At 67.0% G+C, this 17317-nt stretch carries 15 protein-coding genes and 4 tRNA genes; 5 read left to right on the forward strand and 14 right to left on the reverse strand.

The window, feature by feature from the left end:
• From JMF82_RS09975 to JMF82_RS10000, 6 genes are all read right to left on the reverse strand, one after another.
• Nucleotides 1–174: GTP-binding protein (locus JMF82_RS09975; RefSeq protein ID WP_236585397.1), on the reverse strand; the 174-nt coding region annotated here is incomplete at its 3' end.
• 63 nt (nt 175–237) lie between these two features.
• Nucleotides 238–313: transfer RNA gene (locus JMF82_RS09980), tRNA-Thr, on the reverse strand.
• A gap of 26 nt (nt 314–339) precedes the next feature.
• Nucleotides 340–413: transfer RNA gene (locus JMF82_RS09985), tRNA-Gly, on the reverse strand.
• Between the two features lie 30 nt (nt 414–443).
• Nucleotides 444–529, reverse strand: a tRNA-Tyr gene (locus JMF82_RS09990).
• 106 nt (nt 530–635) lie between these two features.
• A complete protein-coding gene (locus JMF82_RS09995) occupies nt 636–1124 on the reverse strand; it encodes an acyl-CoA thioesterase (RefSeq protein ID WP_201314378.1) in 489 nt (162 codons plus the stop codon).
• Between the two features lie 76 nt (nt 1125–1200).
• Complete coding sequence (locus JMF82_RS10000) at nt 1201–1686, reverse strand: GNAT family N-acetyltransferase (protein ID WP_236585394.1); 486 nt, start codon at nt 1684–1686, stop codon at nt 1201–1203.
• Between the two features lie 167 nt (nt 1687–1853).
• Between JMF82_RS10000 and JMF82_RS10005 the strand changes: the two genes are divergently transcribed.
• Both JMF82_RS10005 and JMF82_RS10010 read left to right on the forward strand, forming a co-directional pair.
• Nucleotides 1854–4172 carry a SpoIIE family protein phosphatase gene (locus JMF82_RS10005; RefSeq protein WP_201314379.1) on the forward strand — a complete coding sequence of 773 codons (2319 nt, stop codon included), beginning with the start codon at nt 1854–1856 and terminating at the stop codon, nt 4170–4172.
• Nucleotides 4169–4561, forward strand: coding sequence for an STAS domain-containing protein (locus tag JMF82_RS10010; RefSeq protein ID WP_201314380.1), 393 nt, complete (start codon nt 4169–4171; stop codon nt 4559–4561). The genes JMF82_RS10005 and JMF82_RS10010 overlap by 4 nt, the downstream gene beginning before the upstream one ends.
• A gap of 47 nt (nt 4562–4608) precedes the next feature.
• On the opposite strand, the gene ychF is transcribed toward JMF82_RS10010, so the two are convergent.
• The 8 genes from ychF to JMF82_RS10050 form a co-directional block, all read right to left on the reverse strand.
• Entirely contained in the window at nt 4609–5700 is a 1092-nt protein-coding gene (gene ychF, locus JMF82_RS10015; RefSeq protein WP_201314381.1) for a redox-regulated ATPase YchF, read from the reverse strand.
• 198 nt (nt 5701–5898) lie between these two features.
• A complete protein-coding gene (gene pth / locus JMF82_RS10020; RefSeq protein WP_201314382.1) occupies nt 5899–6483 on the reverse strand; it encodes an aminoacyl-tRNA hydrolase in 585 nt (194 codons plus the stop codon).
• Between the two features lie 45 nt (nt 6484–6528).
• On the reverse strand, nt 6529–7179 hold the full coding sequence (locus JMF82_RS10025) for a 50S ribosomal protein L25/general stress protein Ctc (protein WP_201314383.1): 651 nt from the start codon (nt 7177–7179) through the stop codon (nt 6529–6531).
• A 106-nt stretch (nt 7180–7285) separates the two neighbouring features.
• Complete coding sequence (locus JMF82_RS10030) at nt 7286–8224, reverse strand: ribose-phosphate diphosphokinase (protein ID WP_201314430.1); 939 nt, start codon at nt 8222–8224, stop codon at nt 7286–7288.
• A gap of 55 nt (nt 8225–8279) precedes the next feature.
• Nucleotides 8280–8356: transfer RNA gene (locus JMF82_RS10035), tRNA-Gln, on the reverse strand.
• A gap of 17 nt (nt 8357–8373) precedes the next feature.
• The gene (ispE, locus tag JMF82_RS10040) at nt 8374–9768 is read right to left on the reverse strand and encodes a 4-(cytidine 5'-diphospho)-2-C-methyl-D-erythritol kinase (RefSeq protein WP_201314384.1); all 1395 of its coding nucleotides are present in this window, start codon (nt 9766–9768) and stop codon (nt 8374–8376) included.
• A gap of 179 nt (nt 9769–9947) precedes the next feature.
• Nucleotides 9948–10577 carry a lipoprotein insertase outer membrane protein LolB gene (gene lolB, locus JMF82_RS10045; protein WP_201314385.1) on the reverse strand — a complete coding sequence of 210 codons (630 nt, stop codon included), beginning with the start codon at nt 10575–10577 and terminating at the stop codon, nt 9948–9950.
• Complete coding sequence (locus JMF82_RS10050) at nt 10574–12313, reverse strand: tetratricopeptide repeat protein (protein ID WP_236585395.1); 1740 nt, start codon at nt 12311–12313, stop codon at nt 10574–10576. Before JMF82_RS10050 ends, lolB begins: the two co-directional genes overlap by 4 nt.
• Nucleotides 12314–12688: 375 nt before the next feature.
• Here JMF82_RS10050 and hemA point away from each other — a divergent pair, with 375 nt between their 5' ends.
• From hemA to JMF82_RS10065, 3 genes are all read left to right on the forward strand, one after another.
• Nucleotides 12689–13963, forward strand: coding sequence for a glutamyl-tRNA reductase (gene hemA / locus JMF82_RS10055; RefSeq protein WP_201314386.1), 1275 nt, complete (start codon nt 12689–12691; stop codon nt 13961–13963).
• Between the two features lie 75 nt (nt 13964–14038).
• Nucleotides 14039–15118, forward strand: a complete 1080-nt coding sequence (gene prfA, locus JMF82_RS10060; protein ID WP_201314387.1) for a peptide chain release factor 1 — start codon at nt 14039–14041, stop codon at nt 15116–15118.
• 60 nt (nt 15119–15178) lie between these two features.
• Complete coding sequence (locus JMF82_RS10065; RefSeq protein ID WP_201314388.1) at nt 15179–17287, forward strand: tetratricopeptide repeat protein; 2109 nt, start codon at nt 15179–15181, stop codon at nt 17285–17287.
• Nucleotides 17288–17317: the final 30 nt, after the last annotated feature.

A 17317-nucleotide genomic window follows, 5' to 3' on the forward strand; every position in this document is an offset into this window, starting at 1 on the left:
CGCCTTTTCTTCCGGCGCCGCGTCGATCGCGTCATACGCCTTGAACTCGCCACCGAAGCGCTCTGCACCCACCTTGGTCAGCGCAGCCGTCAGCGTCGTCTTGCCGTGGTCCACGTGACCAATCGTGCCGACGTTGACGTGCGGCTTGGTGCGTTCGAATTTACCCTTTGCCATACGTCTAAAACCCCGATGGAGTCGAATGAAGAAAAGTGGAAATACCCGCGGACCGCGGTGAGATGGTGCTCATGACTGGAATCGAACCAGCGACCTCTTCCTTACCAAGGAAGTGCTCTACCGACTGAGCTACATGAGCACGGAAACACCTTAAGACGACTTCAATGGAGCGGGAGACGGGAATCGAACCCGCACCATCAGCTTGGAAGGCTGAGGTTCTACCATTGAACTACTCCCGCCTGGTTGAATCAGCCTTTGCGGAAATCGTCTGGTGGAGGGAGGTGGATTCGAACCACCGAAGGCGTAAGCCAGCAGATTTACAGTCTGCCCCCGTTGGCCGCTTGGGTATCCCTCCAACAAAGAACGGCTATTGTGTGGATCAGGCCCGTGGCTGTCAACACCTGTCACGGAAAAAATGACGCTTTCGCGCGAGTTTTTTCACGCTGCCCGGGCCACGTTTTTCAGATCCCCTCGGCCACCTGGCGGTCGACCAGCAGCTCCATGTCCTTGGACAACTCCATCAGCTTCATGGCCTGCTGCTGCAGCTGGCGTTCCTTCTCGTCGCGTGGCTGCCACGAGGGCACCGGCGTGGGCTTGCCGTCGGGCGCGTCGAGCGCGACGAAAACCATCACGCAGCTGGTGGCGAGGTGGTGCTCGTCCTTCTTCAGGTCACGCGCCAGCACATCCACCGCCATGTGCATGCTGGAGCGGCCGGTGTGGATGAGGCGCGCACGGACGGTAACCAGATCACCGATCAGGATGGGCGCGACGAACTGGATGCCGCTGACGGAGGCCGTCACGCAGTACGCGCCACTCCATGCCACCGCGCAGGCGTAGCCGGCCTGGTCGATCCATTTCATCACCATGCCGCCATGCACCTTGCCGCCGAAGTTGACGTCAGAGGGCTGGGCGAGGAAACGGAAGTTCACTTCGTGCTGCTTTCCGGGCATGGGCCGGGCTCTCCAGGGCGTGCGGGATGAATCCCCGAATTATGCGCCCCGCCGCGAAGGAAGGGAGCAGCGCAACTTATCGCCGCCGCCCCGGGCGATGCCGTGGCGAGTGGACGCGATAGATCATGGGAACCGTCACGAGCTTGCCGGGCGGCGCTTTTGCCAAGGCATTCGGCTCGAAGCCCAGGCGCAGGTAGACCGGCACGGCGCTGACCGCGGCGTTGAGGGTGAAGTACCTGGTGCCGGCGCGCCGGACGCTGTCTTTCAGCACCCGCTGCCAGAGCTTTCTCGCCATGCCCTGCCCTTGATGGCGCGTGCCCACGAATAGCTGGAACAGGTGGCTGTCTTCGCGAATGGCCGCCACCCCGGCCAGGGCGTCGCCCACGAAGGCCAGATGGAAACGCTGGCCATCGCGGATCTTGCGCCGGATCGCCTGGGCGCTCATGCCCGCCAGCAACGGTCCGGCGGCATCCTCGGGTTGCTGCGGCAGGATCCATCGGCGAACCACCCGTCGCGCCAGCACCCCGATGACTCGCGCGTCCTCGGGGCGCGCAAGGCGCATGTGGAGGCTGTTCCTCATGTTGACGATCTGATCACGCCGGACCGCGGCACAACAAGATGGCCTTATCGCGGCGCGAACAGCGACGCGGCGCACAAACAGCCGTCCAAATCACTTGCCGAAGCAGGACGGCGCGTGGCTAGATGGCCGCATCAAGGGGGGGACTCGCAATGCTCTTGCGCAGCATCGCTTCGCGGCTGTCTCTATGGGTGCTGGCCGGCTCCGTCTCGGTGCTGGCGGTGGCCGGCGGCGTGCTGTTCTATCGCGTCAGCCAGCAGATCCTCGAGCAGGCGCATGGCGAAGCCACGGCGCTGGCGAGCGAAGCGGGCAATCGCATCGAGCAACGCCTGGCCCGCGTGGCGGATACGGCGCAGACCCTCGCGGCGGTGATCGGTCCGCGCCCCGACGATGCCGAGGTGATGCTTCGCGATGCGCTTGCCCGCAACGCGGATCTATCCGGCCTGGCGGCGGCTTTCGTGCCGATGGCTGAGAACCCGCCCATCTCGCCCTTCGTCAGTCGCCAGGCGGATGGTTCGCTGGATTCGCGCGACCTGCGCAAGGACGACAGCCCCTATTGGGACAAGAACTGGTTCCTCGCCGGCCTGAGTTGTTCGCAAGGCTGCTGGCAACGGCACTTTTATTCGCAGTCGCGCAAGCGCGAGCTGATCAACTATTCCGTGGCGATCAGCCGGGGCGGCCATCCGGTAGGCCTGATCAACGCCGACGTCTCGCTGGACTGGCTGAGCCGCATCCTGCAGGACCTGAGCAAACCGCCGGGGGCCTACGCCTTCGTGCTGGATGACAGCGGCAGCTACCTGGTCCACGACAATCCCGCGCTGGTTGGACAGCGTGGCCATGCCGACCTGCTGCGGGCGGCGGCCCAGCGCGAAGCCTCCCGCCTGCGCCTCGCCGTGGCCCAGAACCCGCAGGCCAAAGGCAAGCCGGTCTGGATCTATTTCACGCCCATCGAGGGCACCCGCTGGCGCTTCGGCCTGGTGATGCCCGAAGCCACGATCTACGCCGGCGCCCGGCAGGCATTCGTGCGTGTACTGGCACTGGGCCTGCTGGCCTCGCTGGCGTTGGCGGTGATCACGCTGGCGGTGACGCGACGCATTCTTGCGCCACTGGGCACGCTCGCCTCCCGCGCCGAGGAAGTGGCGCGCGGCGCGCTCAGCTTCGAACTGCCTCCGGCGCGATTTCCCGATGAGGTCGGCCGGCTCACGCATGCCTTCGATCGCATGCGCACGGAACTGGCGCTGCATATCGCCGAGCTCACCCGCAATGCCAGGGAGCAGCAACGCCTCGCCAGCGAACTGGACATCGCGCACCAGATCCAGACCGCACTGCTGCCGGGCGAGCATTATCTCGACGCGCACTGCGAAAACTTCGAACTGCACGCCCTGCTCCGCCCCGCACGCGCCGTGGGCGGCGACCTGTACAGCTATTTCATGCTCAACGAGCGGCGCTTCTGCGTGATGGTGGGCGACGTGTCGGACAAGGGCATCCCCGCGGCGCTGTTCATGGCGCGCACAATCACGCTCGCCAAGGCCCTGGCGCCCAGGGCGCGAACACCCCAGCACCTGCTGTCGATGCTCAACACCGAACTGTGTCGCAACAACGAGAGCTGCATGTTCGTGAGCCTGCTCTGCGGCATGCTCGATACATTCACGGGCGAGCTGGTGATGGCCAGCGCGGGGCATGAGCCGCCGGTGCTTAGCGATGGCCAGGGCGCCCGCCTGATCGAGCTGGATACCGGCGCCGCGCTAGGACTCGACGAAGAAGCCAGCTACCCGTCCCGCACGCTGCGCCTGCAACCCGACCAGACCTTGCTGCTCTATACCGACGGCATCACCGAAGCGACGGATACCCGGCAGGCCATGTTCGGCACCGAGCGCATGCTTGCGTGCCTCGAGGGCTCCTCGCCGCGCACCGCGGCCGACCTGGCCAGCGGCCTGCTGGCCGCGGTGGACCGGTTTGCGGAGGGTGCCGGGCAGGCCGACGACATCACCGTCCTCGCGCTGAGCTGGCATCATGCCCTCGACGACAGGAACGTGCCCATGCTGGACCTGACCATCAGCGCGTCGATGGACACCGTGTTCGAGACGCTGGATCGTTGCGATGCCTCCCTGCATGCGCAGGGCGTGGCGCCGGACGTGCGCGACGACATCCGCCTCGTGCTGGAAGAACTGATGGTCAACATGGTGGAACACGGCCGCACCCGCGATACGGGCGACACCATCGACCTGCACATGCGGCTGGGCGACGACGCCGTGCTCGTCGAGCTTCATCACAACGGACAGCCGTTCGATCCCTTGCAGGCTCCGCCACCGACCCTGACCGGCGACCTCGCCGACCAGGAGGAAGTGGGCGGCCTGGGCATTCACCTGGTCCGCGCCATGGCGAGCGAGCTCAGCTACAGCCATGACGAGCAAGGCAATCACCTGCAACTTCGCTTCCTCCACCCTGCACGCACGGAGTCCACCTCATGACGCTCACTCTAAGCACTCAAAGCGAGTCACCCGAGCGCACCACCGTGCACGTGCACGGCCGGCTCGACGCGCAGACGTTCGGCGAATTCGACCTCGCGATTCTCGATGTGCTGCCGCGCGTCGTGGATGGCGGCACGATGGTGCTCGACCTCTCCGCGCTGGAGTACATCAGCAGCGCCGGCCTGCGCAGCATCGCGAAGATCAGGAAAAGCATGCGCGCCCGCGGTGGCCACACCTTGCTGCTGAACCCGCAGCCGCAGGTACGCAAGGTGTTCGACATCGTGAAGGCGGTGCCGGTGAACGAGGTGTTCGCCAGCTCGCGCGAACTGGATGAGTACCTCGACCACATGCAGCGCCAGATCACCGGCGACAACGCCGAAGTGGATTGAAACGCCGGATGCAAAACGGGCCGCGATGCGGCCCGTTGCTTTCTTGCCTAGACGTTGAACAGGAAGTGCAGCACGTCGCCATCCTTCACGACGTAGTCCTTGCCTTCCTTGCGCAGGCGCCCGGCGGCGGCGGCGCCGGCCTCGCCCTTGTACTGGATGAAGTCGTCGTAGCTCATCGTCTCGGCACGGATGAAGCCGCGCTCGAAATCGGTATGGATCACGCCCGCCGCCTGCGGCGCGGTGAAGCCCCGCTTGATCGTCCACGCGCGCACTTCCTTCACGCCGGCGGTGAAGTAGGTCTGCAGGTTGAGCAGCTTGTAGCCGGCGCGGATCACACGGTTGAGGCCCGGCTCTTCCAGGCCCAGGTCCTTGAGGAATTCGTCGCGGTCGGCATCATCGAGCTGGGAGAGCTCTTCCTCGATGGCGGCGCACACGGGCACCACTTCGGCACCCTCGGCGGCAGCGCGGGCGCGCACGGCATCCAGGTGCGGATTGTTCTCGAAGCCGTCCTCGCGCACGTTGGCGATGTACATCAGCGGCTTGAGCGTGAGCAGGAACAGGTCGCGCACCAGCGCCTTCTCCTCCTCGTCCAGGCCCAGGCTGCGCGCGGTCTTGCCTTCGTTGAGGCCGGCGGCGAGCTTCTGCAGCACCGGCTTCCTGGCGATGGCGTCCTTGTCGTTGGCCTTGGCCGAACGCTCGGCGCGGTTCAACGCCTTCTCGACGGAATCGAGGTCGGCCAGCGCCAGCTCGGTGTCGATGGTCTCGATGTCGGCGATCGGATCGACCTTGCCGGCCACGTGGATGATGTCGGTGTGCTCGAAGCAGCGCACAACGTGCGCGATGGCATCCACTTCGCGGATGTGCGCGAGGAACTTGTTGCCCAGGCCCTCGCCCTTCGACGCGCCGGCCACCAGGCCCGCGATGTCGACGAACTCCACGGCGGTGGGAATCGTCTTCTGCGGCTTGACGATCTCGGCCAGCGCGTCCAGGCGCAGGTCGGGCACCGGCACCACACCCACGTTCGGCTCGATGGTGCAGAACGGGAAGTTGGCGGCGGCGATGCCGGCCTTGGTCAGCGCGTTGAACAGGGTGGACTTGCCGACGTTAGGCAGGCCGACGATGCCGCATTTGATGCCCATTTGAGTTCCGTGAAGTCGGCGCCTGCGGCGCCTGTAAATAGTGGGGTCGGCGCTTGCGCGCCTGTAAATGGTGAATGGTAAATGGTAAATGGAAAGAGCCGAGACCGCTCAGCCCAGACGCCTTGACCCATTTACAGCGCCACAGGCGCGACTTACAGCGAGCAACGCGAGCGGCTTTACAGCGAGCGACTTACCGCTTCACACGCCCGCAGGCGTGTGAAGCCTCTGCATCGCCTTGTCGAACTGGCCATCGACCGCCAGCGGCAGCACGTCCAATGCGCGCGCGATGCCGTCGACGATGGCGTCCTCGTCCTTGGCCGAAGGGCGGCCGAGTACCCACGGCGTGACCTTGTCCTTGTGGCCGGGATGGCCGATGCCGACCCGCAGGCGATGGAACTTGGCATGGCCGAGGTGCGCGATGATGTCGCGCAGGCCGTTCTGGCCGCCGTGGCCGCCGTCGAACTTCATCCGCACGGTGCCCGGGTCCAAATCCAGCTCGTCGTGCGCGACGAGGCATTCGTCGGGCTCGATCTTGTAGTAGCGCAGCGCCGAGGCAACGGCGATGCCGCTCTTGTTCATGAAAGTGGAGGGCTTGAGCAGCCATACCGACTGGCCGCCGATGCGGACCTTGCAGGTCTCGCCATGCAGCTTGCCGTCGAAACCGAAGCGCTCGCCCTGCCCTGACGCCAGGGCGTCAACAAACCAGAACCCGGCGTTGTGCCGGGTTCGGAGGTATTCGGCACCGGGATTGCCCAGTCCGACGATGAGTCGCAGACCCGCCATGGGATCGAGCGGCCCGCGTTCGCAAGGAACGCGGGCCGCTGCGACTTACTTCTTGGCTTCCGGCGCCGGAGCAGCGGCAGCGTCGCCGCCCTCGGCCGGAGCTTCTTCGACTTCTTCCTTCACCGTGTTGGCGGTGACGACGGCGATGTCGTGGTCCGCACCCAGGTGCAGCGCGACGATTTCCACGCCCTTGGGCAGCTTGAGCTGCGACAGGTGGACGATGTCGCCCGGCTTGAGGTCGGCCAGGTCGAGTTCGATGAACTCCGGCAGGTCCTTCGGCAGGCAGGACACTTCCACTTCCGTCAGGTTGTGCGAGATCACCACGCCCGAGGTCTTGGCGGCGGCGGACTTTTCCTGGTTCAGGAAGTGCACCGGCACGTTGACGTGGATGGCCTTGTTCTCGTCCACGCGCTGGAAGTCCATGTGCAGCATCTGCAGCTTGTACGGATGCTTCTGCCAGTCACGCACCAGCACCTTCTGCACCTTGCCGTCGACGTTCAGGTCGAGCACCGAGGAGAAGAACCACTCGTGCTTGGCGGAGAGGAGGATGGTGTTGTGTTCGATCTGGATGCTCTGCGGGGCCTGGCCGGCACCGTAGACGACGGCGGGCACGAGGCCGGCATGACGCAGGCGGCGGCTCGCACCTTTCCCCTCGTCATTACGGGCCGTAGCCTTGATTTCATGAGTCGTAGCCATGTGGGTATTGCCTATCAGTAGTGAACCGCCTCGCGGCGGTCGTGCGACTCCCCCGCGACCAGAGGAGCCGTGAAACGGCGGCGGGCTCTCACCCGCCGCGGAAAACTCAGTCGATGTAGAGCGAGCTCACCGACTCGCCGAAGGCGATGCGGCGGATCGTTTCCGCCAGCAGCTCGGCGACCGAGAGCTGACGGATCTTGCTGCACGCGGCGATGTCCGGCCGCAGCGGCAAGGTGTTGGTGACCACCAGCTGGTCGAGCTGGGAGCCCTCGATGTTCTTCAGCGCCGCGCCCGACAGCACCGGGTGCACGCAGTACGCCACCACCTTGCGGGCGCCGCGCTCCTTGAGGGCCGCAGCTGCCGCACACAGGGTGCCGGCGGTGTCGACGATGTCGTCGACCAGCACGCAGGTCTTGCCGTCGACTTCGCCGATGATGTTCATCACGGTGGCGACGTTGGCCTTCGGGCGGCGCTTGTCGATGATCGCCAGGTCGGCGTCATCGAGACGCTTGGCCATCGCTCGGGCGCGCACCACGCCACCGACGTCCGGGCTGACCACGATCAGGTCATCCATGCTGTGGTTGCGCCAGATGTCCGCCAGCAGCACCGGCGAGGCATAGACGTTGTCCACCGGGATGTCGAAGAAGCCCTGGATCTGGTCGGCGTGCAGGTCAACCGTGAGCACGCGATCCACACCCACGGTGCCGATCATCTTGGCGACCATCTTCGCCGTGATCGGCACGCGCGCCGAGCGCGGGCGACGATCCTGGCGGGCGTAGCCGAAGTACGGCATCACCGCCGTGACGCTGGCCGCCGAGGCGCGCTTGAGCGCGTCCACCAGGGTCAACATCTCGAACAGGTTTTCCGCGCTCGGCGCGCCGGTCGGCTGCAGCACGAACACTTCCTGCCGGCGGACGTTCTCCTCGATCTCCACCTGGGTCTCGCCGTCGCTGAAGCGACCGACGAGGGCCTTGCCCAGGGGCACGCCAAGACGCTGGGCGACATCCTCGGCAAGCGCGCGGTGAGCGTTGCCGGTGAAGAGCATCGGACCTGACGTATCGACAGTCATGTTTTAAGAACCTGATGAGCCACGTGTGAAATGGCTGGGGCGGAAGGATTCGAACCTTCGCATGCAGGAATCAAAATCCTGTGCCTTAACCAGCTTGGCGACGCCCCAGTGGAAACTGGATTTTCCTACCCTGCCGCTCCATCGACGCCGCGATGGCGCGCCAGGGCGACAAGCAGCGGGGAGACATCCTCGCCCTTGGCCACATGGGCCGTGAAACGGGCGGGACAGCGCTCCGCGATGGCCTCGGCGCGTTCCGGGGAATCCGTCTCCAGGAACACACACGCACCGCTGCCGGAAAGCCTTGCCCGGCCGAAGCCGTCGAGCCAGTCCAACGCCGCGGCCACGCGCGGATGTCGCGCGCGAACCACGGGCGCGAACGCGTTCTCGACCGTTTCGCCCGAAGCAAAGGATGAAATTGTGGCGGGCCGGGCATTTCGTGTCAATTCAGACGCTTGAAAAAGCGCCCCGGTCGGCACGTGTTCGTGGGGATCCAGCACCACGTACCAGCGCTCGGGAAGCGCCATGGGAGTGAGCTTCTCGCCAATGCCCTCGGCCCAGGCTGAACGGCCACGCACGAACACCGGCACGTCGGCGCCCAGCTGCCTGCCGAGTTCGGCCAGGGCGCCCTCGTCCAGGCCCGCGCCCCACAGGCGGTTCAGCGCCACCAGCACGGTGGCCGCATCGGAACTGCCGCCGCCCAGGCCACCGCCCATCGGGATGCGCTTCTCCACCTCGATGTCCACGCCCGAGCCGGCCGGCGCGTGGGCTTGCAGCAATCGGGCGGCACGGACCACCAGGTCGGTCTCGGCGGGCACGCCGGCGACGTCCGTCAACCGGCGGACCTCGCCGTCACGGCGTGGGCGCAGGCGGATTTCGTCGCCCCAGTCGAGCAGGCGGAACACGGTCTGCAGGTCGTGGTAACCGTCAGGACGACGGCCGGTGATGCGCAGGAACAGGTTTACCTTGGCCGGTGCCGGCCAGATCGTCCAGTCGGCCGGATCGGGCGGCGCCAACGGACGGCTCATGAAAACCCTCAGGTCGTCCGGGAAGCCGTTTTCGCTATCACGCTCGCGATAGAAGGCGAACTCGGGAAGATTCTTGTCCTTCACGACAAAGCCGTGCTTCACGTAGAACGGCGCGTTCCACGGCACATCGGACAGCGTGCCGAGATCGACCCGGTGATAGCCGGCCATGCGGGCCCAGCCACAGGCATGCTCCAACAAGGCTGCACCGATGCCGCGCTGGCCGTGCGAGGGCAGCACGTCCATCTCGGCCACGCCGATGGCGTCGCCGCCCTGCTCCGCATCCAGCCAGATGAAGCCGACCGGTTCGCCCGAGCCGATCAACGCCACCCACACCAGGCCGCGGGCGATGGCCTCGCGCAGCACGTCAGGCGGTACCGACACGTCGCGGTAGGAACGCCAGGCGCGGTGGCCGCGGAACAGTTCGACGGCCGCGCGCTCGATGGCGCAGAGGGCATCGACCTGGTCGGGACGGGCGCGTTCGATGTGGAAGGTCATGCTCTTGGTTTTTCCTCCTCTCCCCGCCGGGGAGAGGATCGAGGTGAGGGGTGGGTGTTCGCGACAGCGTCGGTGAAGCGTGCTCAAAATCAGCGTGATCGCAGGATCGGCCCTCACCCTGCCCTCTCTCCCACGGGGACTACCGTCGGGCCGCCCGGTAGGGGAGGAAAAGCCTTGCGCTACTGGAAGCTCCAGGACTCCACCGACAGCTTCACCTTGTTGGGCGGGCTTTCGGCGAACACCTTGCGCGGCACGGCCTGCGGGTGCGTGGTATCCCAGGCGGGATAGCTGACGGTCCATCCATCCTGGGCCAGTTGGGACGGCAGGCCATCGGCACCGAACTTCAGCTCAGCCGGACCGCTATCCGCGCGCAGGCCCAATGCCCAGGCCCGCAGGTCGCGCAGCGGCACGCGCCAACCCAGCGCCTTCTCGACCAGGGACTCGGCATCCGGGCTGCGCATCGGGCCGCCTTCCAGGCCATCGAGCACGGCGCCTTCGGGCGTCACGCTGAGACGGAAACTCTTGGCTCCCACCGGGCCGCGCACGACGAACTCGTAACTGTCGCCATTCTGCGTCCAGGTCAGCGTGCCGCTGCCGCCGTCACTCTTGCCGTTGACCTGGCCGGACACGCCGATCTTGCCCTGCAGCACCCAGTGATCGACCTTGGCCAGCTGGTGTTCGCGCGCACGCTGTTGATCGAGCAGCACCGCGTAGTCGGCCTGCGCAACGGGGCGCACGGCTTCCTTGTGGACGCACGCGGCCAGCAGCAGCGGCAACGCTGCCGCGAGTAGGCGAAGGGGGAGCTTCATGGATTGAGACGCTTGAGAGTGTTGTGGAGGGTGGCGCTTTGCGGGTCGATCTTACGCACTTCGTCGAACACGCGCCGGGCGTCTTCCTGACGCCCCTGCTTCCACAGCACTTCGCCCAGGTGCACGCCGACGTCGGCATCCTTGCGCGCCGCCCAGGCGCCGCGCAGCGTTTTCTCCGCCTGATCCAGGTGGCCGAGGCGGTATTGCAGCCAGCCCCAGGAATCCTCGATCGCCGGATCGTTCGGGCGGGCCGCGCGGGCCGATTCGATCAGCCGCTCCGCCTCCGGCAGGTCGCGGTTGGCGTCAGCCAGGGTGAAGCCCAGCGCATTGCTGGCGTCGGTGTCGTCGGGCTTGAGCTGCAACAGGTGCCGGAAATCGCTCACTGCCTGATCGATATCGCCCGACTCGGCAAAGGCGAGGCCGCGACCGTAAAGCAAGGCCGGATCGTCCGGCGTTACCTGCAGCGCGCGGCTGAAAGAGCGTTCGGCCTGGCCGTACTGCTGCTCGTTCATGTAGAGCTCGGCGTCCACCTCGTAGGCACGACGCAGCAGGGCCGGCTGATCGAGATAGTCGGTCTGCATCTGCGCCAGCTGCTCGTGGGCTTCGGCGCTGCGACCGAGGTCCTGCAGCAGCACCGCGCTGCGCACGTCGGCGTCGAAGGCGTGGTCGTCGTCATCGGCGACCTGGTCGTACCACTTCAGCGCCTCTTCCTTCTTGTCGAGCATCTCGGCGAGCTGCCCGAGCAGGTAGGCGTTGCCCTGGCGCACCTCTTCGGAGGAGCGCTGGATCTGGCCATAGAGGCGCGAGATGGTCTTGGTGTCGTTGGCGCGTGCGGCGAGGGCGGCGCGCATCGCGTAGATGTCGGTGTCCTGCGGGCCGTTGTCCAGCAGCTTCGCCGCGGCGGCGTAATCGCCGCCCTGCCCCAGCAGCGTGGCGTAGGCCAGGCGCAGGTGGGTGTTCTTCGGATCCTTGGCCATGGCCTTGTCGAACAGCGTCTTGGCGCCGGCCTTGTCGCCATCGCGGTACTTCATCTGGCCCAGCCAGGCATAGGTCTCGCCCGTGCCGAAACGCTTCACGGCGCCGTCGGCGATCTGCAGGGCGTAGGCGTGCCGGCCGAGCTTGTCGCCCAGCTCGCTCATCGCCAGCCAGGCCTGCGGGTCGGCCGGCAGTCGCTGGGGCGTTGCGACGGCTTCAAGCAGCTGGGCCGCCTGGGCCGGATCACGGGCGCCGACCAGCACCCGGCCGAACTGGCGCCAGGCATCCGGGTCGCCGGTGCCCACCAACACCTCGAGCTGGCGGCGGGCCTCGTCGGTGTTGCCCTGGCTCAGCGCCAGCTGGGCACGGGCCTGGGCCAGCCCGGCGGGCTTGGCGCCCAGGGCCTGCCAACGGTTGATGGCTGCCTCGGCCGCCGGGGTGTCGCGCACGGCGATGGCCAGGGCGGCGGCCTGCTCGGCCACCTTGGGGTCGTTGGACAGCATCATGGCCCGGCCGTAGGTGGCCGAAGCCGTCTTGAGATCGGTACGGGTGAGCGCCATCTCGCCGGCGAGGAGCTGGGCAAGCAGGTCATGATCCTCGTCGGGGGTGACCACCACGAGCTTGTCCAGTGGCTGGCTGGATCCGGCCATCGGGTGCTTCGATCCACCCGGCATCGAAGCGCATCCGGCCAGTACCAGTGCCACCATGCCGCCGATCGCAAAATGCCGCACTTGCTTGAACTTGGACCACCTGCTCAGCACACTATTCTCCGCTCATCCGTCTGTGTTGGCCGCCACCACTGTAGAACGGCCGGTGCCAAAACCTAGTTTACGCTGCCGGATGCCCCCCGCCTCGAATTGCCCAAGAGCCTGTTCAATGCTTCCACGTAGCTCCCGCTGGCCACCCCAAGCCGTCTGGGAGCGGACCGTGGCAAAGCGCCTGGCTGGCAGCCAGGGCGAGAAGCGTGCCGCCCCCGGACGGCTTGGCGTGGCCAACCCTCGGGGCCGGGCCTGGTTGCCCTCCATCCAGCGTCATCACCCGGTCGTGCATCGACATACACTTCGTCGTTCTTCCTCGGCTGGCGGGCAAACAGATCCCGGCGCGGGCCACGTGGGGGCATTGAACAGGCTCTACCCATGACGCTGATTGCCCTAGGGCTCAACCACCTCACCGCGCCGGTCAACCTGCGCGAGCAAGTGGCATTCGACGCGGATTCCACCGGGGCCGCCCTGGAGGCGCTTTCGCGGGAACCCGGGGTGGAGGAAGCCCTGATCCTTTCCACCTGCAACCGTACGGAACTCTATGTGAGCGTCGCGGCTGGGGCGGAGGGCGTCCCACAGGCATGGCTCAGCCGCCATCACCAGTTGACTGCGGGCAGGCTGGATGAGTTCCTGTATCGCCACGATGAAGACGCCGCCGTGCGCCACATGTTCCGCGTGGCGACCGGGCTGGATTCCATGGTGCTGGGCGAGCCGCAGATCCTCGGGCAGGTGAAGGACGCCTACCAGCAGGCACGCGACGCCCGCGCATTGCGCGCGCCGATGGAGCGGCTGCTGCAGCACACCTTCGCCGTCGCCAAGCGCGTGCGCACGGACACCCGCATCGGCGCGCACACCGTTTCCGTGGCGTTTACCGCCGTGCGCCTGGCCGAGCAGGCCTTTACCGACCTGCGCCAAGCCTGCGTGCTGCTGATCGGTGCGGGCGACACCATCGAACTGGCCGCGCGGCACCTGGCCGACAAGCAGGTGCGGCGGCTGATCGTCGCCAACCGCACGCTGGAAAATGCCCAGGAACTGGCCAGCCGGCATGGCGGCTACACGGTCTCGCTGGCCGACCTGCCGCAGCACCTCGCCGAAGCGGACATCGTCATCAGCTCCACCGCGGCGCGCCAACCCATCGTCACGCACGCGATGGTCGAGAAGGCCATCGCCACGCGCCGGCGCAAACCGATGTTCATGGTGGACATCGCGGTGCCGCGCGATATCGAAGCCTCCGTGGGCGAGCTCGACGACGTATTCCTCTACGGCATCGACGACCTGCGCCAGGTGATCGATGACAACCGCCGCCTGCGTGAAGCGGCCGCTCGGGAAGCCGACGCCATCATCGACCTGCAGGTCGAGCGTTACATGGCGTGGCGCCGTGCGCTCACCGTGCGCAATCCGGCGGTGGACCTGCGCCTGCACGCCGAGGTCTATCGCGACGAAGTGCTGGAGAAGGCGCGCGCGATGATCGCCCGCGGCAAATCGCCGGAAGAGGCGCTGGCCTTCCTCGCCAACACGCTGACCAACAAGTTGCTGCATCACCCGAGCGCGCGCCTGCGCGAAGCCGCCTTGAGCGGCGACATGGACCTGCTGCATGCGGCCGGCCGCCTCTATGGCATCGTGGAAAAGCCGGAAGTGAGCGAAGAGTAGCGACCGGACGCGAAAAGCCGGGCACGCCTGGACGTGCCGTTCCCACGCTTCCCGTCTCCACTGCACACTCTCGCCATGACGCCATCGATCCGCCGCAAGCTGGAAACCCTCGCCGAGCGCCACGAAGAAATCGGCCTCCTGCTCGGCCAGCCCGACGTGCTTGCCGACAACAACCGCTTCCGCGAGCTGTCGCGCGAATACGCCCAGCTCGAACCGGTCACCACCTCGCTGCGCGAGCGCGACCAGGCCGAGCGCGAACTGGCCGAAACGCGCGCGATGCTGGAAGACCCCGAACTGCGCGAGATGGCGCAGGACGACGTGGCGCGGCTTGAGCAGCGCCTCACCGAGCTGGACGACGAACTGCAGATCCTGCTGCTGCCGAAGGACCCGCGCGACGAGGCCAACCTGTTCCTCGAGGTGCGCGCCGGCACCGGCGGCGACGAGGCGGCGATCTTTGCCGGCGACCTGTTCCGCATGTACGCGCGCTACGCCGAACGCCGCCGCTGGCACGTCGAGGTGCTCAGCGAGAACCCGGGCGAGCATGGCGGCTACAAGGAAATCGTGGCCCGCGTCGAAGGCAAGGGCGCATATTCGCGACTGAAGTTCGAGTCGGGCACGCATCGCGTGCAGCGCGTGCCGGAAACCGAATCGCAGGGGCGCATCCATACCTCGGCGGCCACCGTGGCGATCCTGCCCGAGATGGACGAGATCGACGACATCGAGATCAACCCGGCCGACCTCAAGACGGACACGTTCCGCGCCTCGGGCGCAGGCGGCCAGCATGTCAACAAGACCGACTCGGCCATCCGCATCACCCACCTGCCCACCGGCATCGTGGTGGAGTGCCAGGACGAGCGCAGCCAGCACAAGAACCGCGCCCGCGCGCTCAGCCTGCTGAAGGCCCGCCTGCTCGACGAGCAACGCAGCAAGCAGGCGGCCGCACAAGCCGAATCGCGCCGCCTGCAGGTGGGCTCGGGCGATCGCAGCCAGCGCATCCGCACCTACAACTTCCCGCAGGGCCGCATCACCGACCATCGCGTCAATCTCACCCTGTATCGCCTGCCGGAGGTGCTGCAGGGCGACCTGGACGAACTGGTCGATACGCTGACGCGCGAGAACCAGGCGGACGAACTGAAGGCTCTCACGGCCGGCTGAGCCGCAGCCGTAAGACATCCGCGGATTGGCAGCCACCACGCCCTGCGCTAGTTTGGGCGGATGACTGATCTCTTTACCCCTCCCGCGACCGTCTTTGCCCAGCAGATCGTCGCGCAGATCGAACGCGGCGATTTCGTCGGCGCCGAACAGGCCGCCATCGACGCACGCGCCCACTATCCCGACCACGCCGAGCTGGCGCGCCTGCACGGGGTTTCCCTGTTGCAGCTGCAGCGACCCGCCGAAGCCGTCGCGGTGCTCGAAGAAGCCGCGCAGATGGACCCGCAGAGCGTCGAGGTGCAATGCAACCTCGGCAGTGCCCAGGTGGCCAACGGCGACGCCGACAACGCCATCGAGCGGCTGCGTGCCGCGCTGCGCATGGCGCCGGGCCACCCGGCCGTGCTGCTGACGCTGGGCAACGCCTTGATGGCGGCCGCCCGCTTCCAGAACGCGCGCGACTCCTACGCCATGGCGACGCACGGCGCACCGGCCCATCCGGGCATTCGCCTCAACCTGGCCGGCGCCGAGCTCGAGCTGGGCAACGCGGACCAGGCCAGGCTGCATGCGGATGAAGCCCTGCAGCTGCATCCGCGTTTCGATGCGGCCCATGCGATGCGCGGGCGAATCCTGCTGAGCCAGGGCCAGGCCGTCGAAGCCGGCGAATCATGGCTGCAGGCCGAGCGGCTGGCGCCACGAAACCACGAATACCCGTTCGCCGCCGGCCAGGCCATGGAAGACGCCGGCCAGCTCGAAGCCGCGAGCAAGGCCTATGAGCGCGCACTGGCGCTCCATCCGAACCATGGCCCCGTGCTGGGGCAGCTCGTGTTCCTGCGACGTCGCCTGTGTGACTGGCGCGACCTGGATGACTTGAGCGCCCGCCTGCAGCAGGTCATCGCGGACGGCAGCTCGCCGGTGAGCCCGTTCGTGATGCTGTCCGAAGAGGTCGATGCCGATCTGCAGCTGCGCTGCGCCAAGGCCTATGCCGACGGCATAGAGCAGCAGGAAGCCCCGTTGCGCAAGCAGCTGGCGTTCACGCACGCCAAGCCCGCGCCGGACGCCGCCGTGCGCGTTGGTTTCGTCGCCGACGGCTTCAACGATCACGCCACCGGCCTGCTGGTCGTGGCCATGCTCGAAGCGCTGGCCGACGACGAGGATCTTGAGCTGCACCTGTTCGCGACCACCGCGGATGATGGCGGCACGATCCGCCGCCGGCTCGCGACGGCCGCCACGCTGCATGACGTGTCTGCGCTGAACCACGCGCAGGTGGCCCAGCGCATCCACGACACCGGCGTCGAGATCCTGTTCGATCTCAACGGCTATTCCGGCCGCGACAACGCCGAGCTGTTCGCGCTGCGTCCCGCACCGATCCAGGTGAACTGGCTGGCCTATCCCGGCAGTTCCGGCGCGCCGTGGATGGACTACCTGCTGGCCGACAAGACCGTGCTGCCCGACAGCCTGCGCGCCGCGGTCAGCGAAAAGCTGATCCGCCTGCCCCGCTGCTACCAGCCCAACGACAGCACGCGCGCCGTGGCGGAGCCGCCTTCGCGCACCGAATGCGGGTTGCCCGAGCAAGGCACCGTGTTCGCCTGCTTCAACAACAGCTACAAGTTGAATCCGGCCGCCTTCGCCCGCCTGATGCTGGTGCTGGAGCAGGTGCCCGGCAGCGTGTTGTGGCTGCTCAGCGGCCCGGAGGGCGCCGATGAGCGCCTGCGCAACGCCGCGGGCGCCGCCGGCATCGCGCCCGAGCGCCTGGTGTTCCTGCCACGCCTGCCGCATGCGGACTATCTCTCGCGCTACGTGCATGCCGATCTTTTCCTCGATACGCTGCCGTACAACGCGCACACCACCGCCTCCGACGCATTGTGGGCCGGCTGCCCCGTGCTGACCTGCACCGGCCACACCTTCGCCGGCCGCGTCGCCACCAGCCTGCTGCTGCAGCTGGGGCTGCCGGAACTGGCCTGCGAGGACGAGGAAGGATTCATCGCCATGGCCACGCAACTGGGCAACGACCGCGAGGCGCTCGCCACCTTGCGCCAGCACCTCTCGCAACAGCGCACGCAAAGCCCGCTGTTCGACATGCAGGGCTACGCCAGCGACTTCAAGCGCGCCGTGCAGGCCATGAGCGCGCGTCATCGGATCGGCCGCAAGCCGGTGGATCTGGATCTGCCCTAGCCTGCCCGCTGTCGAGTGCGGACGGCGCCG

The sequence above is a fragment of the Dyella sp. EPa41 genome, assembly GCF_016586165.1.
Taxonomy (GTDB): Bacteria; Pseudomonadota; Gammaproteobacteria; order Xanthomonadales; family Rhodanobacteraceae; genus Dyella.